Genomic DNA, 2,504 nt, shown 5'->3' with positions numbered 1-2,504 from the left:
CCAAGCGGCCAGGAAAAACTCGGTTATTTATGGCTCAACTTTATCGGAGCGGTTTTGACATTTGTCTTCTCAGTAGTATTGCAAATGGTATTTAAAGATAATAACAAGCAACCAACAACACTTGCTGAAGTCGACTAATTTTAGGTTTATAATTACAACCGTAAACCTAGATTGCTCAACACCTAATTTGATTTTCAAACTTCCAACTATTCAATGGTTTTCAAAAAATGGGTTGGTATCTCTAATTCTAAACAACTTTTACTACAATCAGTAAACTTTTAGGTAGGCTTTTCATCAAAACTGATTTTATCAACCTGATATTTAACTTTTTCATTAAATATCTTTCTCCATTTACTCGTACCTTTAGATTTCAAGAAAATTATTCCTTTTAAAAAAAATCTTATGGAAACGACACAAGTAAAAGCTTATGGTGCTGATGATAAAGACGCGGACCTAAAACAATTGAACATTAACCGACGAACGGTAACTGCGACCGATATTGAAATTGAAATTCTGTTTTGTGGCGTTTGCCATTCCGATTTGCATACGGTTCGAAACGATTGGGCGGAACAATGTATCCATCTGTTCCTGGACACGAAATTGTAGGCAAAATTACCAATGTGGGACGTGATGTAACCGCTTTTAAAGTAGGTGATTTGGCCGGTGTGGGTTGTTTGGTGGATTCCTGTCAGACCTGCGAAAGTTGTAAAAAAGATTTAGAACAATATTGCTCAAAAGGTTGGGTTGGCACTTACAACGCCGCCGACAAACATTTGGGAGGGTACACCTTTGGGGGATATTCTGAAAAAATAGTGGTCGATGAAAATTTTGTTTTAAAAATACCCACAAATTTAGATTTGGCAGCTGTCGCACCGCTACTTTGTGCGGGAATTACCACTTGGTCGCCTTTAAAACATTGGAATGTTGGAAAAGGCAGCAAAGTTGCCGTGGTTGGTTTAGGTGGACTGGGGCACATGGCCATCAAATTAGCCAAAGGTTTGGGAGCTGAAGTTACATTGTTTTCGCGATCAACTGATAAAATAGAAGATGCCAAAAATTTGGGTGCCGATGACGTGGTCATTTCCACAGACGAAAAACAAATGACATCCGTTAACGGTACATTTGATGTGATTATCGATACAGTTCCGTATGTGCATGACATCAATCCGTATGTTGCCACATTAAACATTGGAGGAACACTGGTTTTAGTGGGTTATCTAGGACCTTTAGATCCTTTTTTAAACTCTGTTCCGATGATTATGGGAAGAAAATCGGTTGCTGGTTCTTTAATTGGAGGAATTGCCGAAACCCAGGAAATGCTTGATTTTTGTAGTGCAAACAATATTGTTTCAGAAATTGAAATCATCAAAATGCAAGACATCAACGAAGCCTACGAACGAATGCTTAAAAGCGATGTAAAATACCGTTTTGTAATTGATATGACATCTTTGAGCGAGTAATTCTCTTATCTTCAAAAAAATCTTTAAAACCCTTTAATCTCAAAGAGTAAAGGGTTTTTTCCTTGTTTTATTTTCGTAGAGAATTGAACTTTTATCCCATTAATTTGTTAATCAAATAAGGTATTCAAAGACAAAACTGTATCTTACTTGACATAAAAAATTGAAGAAATGACAACTAAGAATGCCGTATTTACCATTGAAAATGTAGCCACGCTTACCGAAATACCAAATTATTGGAAAAAAGAAGATTATCTTGAATTAGTGAAACGTTTTGATGTTTCCGTATCCAATTCCATTTCAGAAGAAGAATGCATCGAATATCTCGCCATGGCTGTAAGTGATGTAAATCCAACCCAAGCCGCTCAAATTTTACTCCATTATAAACTACATGAATCGCTAACCGAGCATCAAATTGCCCAAATTTCCAATGACATGTTGATTGACAAAATTTCGGAAGAATATCCTGAAATAAGTTTGCACTACGATTTGTATTCCATCAACCAACTTTTGTACAAACTATACAACGGTACTTTTCCAAATGCGAAAGCTATAGCTATTGAAATTACTGCAGAAATTGAAGATTACACCGCAATTTTAACGAAAGAAGAATTGCTGAAATACCTGATGGAAATGGTTTCTGATCGATCGATTATCAAAAGGCTTTTTGCTGAAAAGTTAGCACACGAAAGTACATTCGAAGAAGCCGATTCCATCATTTGGAAATTGGAAAAAAACCTAAATAAATATACCGTTTACACTTCGGAATATTGGATTTCGGATGAACAAATCAATATACACAAAATACAAACGAAATATTTTTTACGATAACTGGAAAATGCATTTGTTCTGGATTGTTGTTTCAAATGCTAAAACAACTCGTAAAAGCAACTGATCTTGGCAAATTGTCACAAACTTAAATTGAAATTATCCTTTTATTAAAAGCAAACATCTTATTTTTGCCAACTAATCTTAAAAAAAATTAACATGGAAAACCTAATCGAAAAAATCAACGCTGAATTCGCTACATTCAAAACTGAATCTGAA

At 35.3% G+C, this 2,504-nt stretch carries 1 protein-coding gene and 1 pseudogene; both read left to right on the top strand.

All coding sequences use genetic code 11. The features are described from left to right. Positions 1–402 precede the first annotated feature (402 nt). Positions 403–1,460 (top strand): annotated as a pseudogene (locus ACIQ2X_RS15710) (NAD(P)-dependent alcohol dehydrogenase). 168 nt (positions 1,461–1,628) lie between these two features. Further along, the gene (locus tag ACIQ2X_RS15705) at positions 1,629–2,288 is read left to right on the top strand and encodes a hypothetical protein (protein WP_396179916.1); all 660 of its coding nucleotides are present in this window, start codon (positions 1,629–1,631) and stop codon (positions 2,286–2,288) included. Positions 2,289–2,504 lie beyond the last annotated feature (216 nt).

Origin of the sequence: Flavobacterium sp. (genome assembly GCF_044368625.1) — a bacterium.
GTDB lineage: Bacteria > Bacteroidota > Bacteroidia > Flavobacteriales > Flavobacteriaceae > Flavobacterium.
The sequence above is the reverse complement of the archived record's forward strand: the minus strand, read 5'-3'. Positions and strand labels throughout refer to the sequence as shown.

Excerpts from the sequence above, each read along its gene's own strand:
- ACIQ2X_RS15705 (WP_396179916.1), top strand. The coding sequence starts at position 1,629 with ATGACAACTAAGAATGCCGTATTTACCATTGAAAATGTAGCCACGCTT.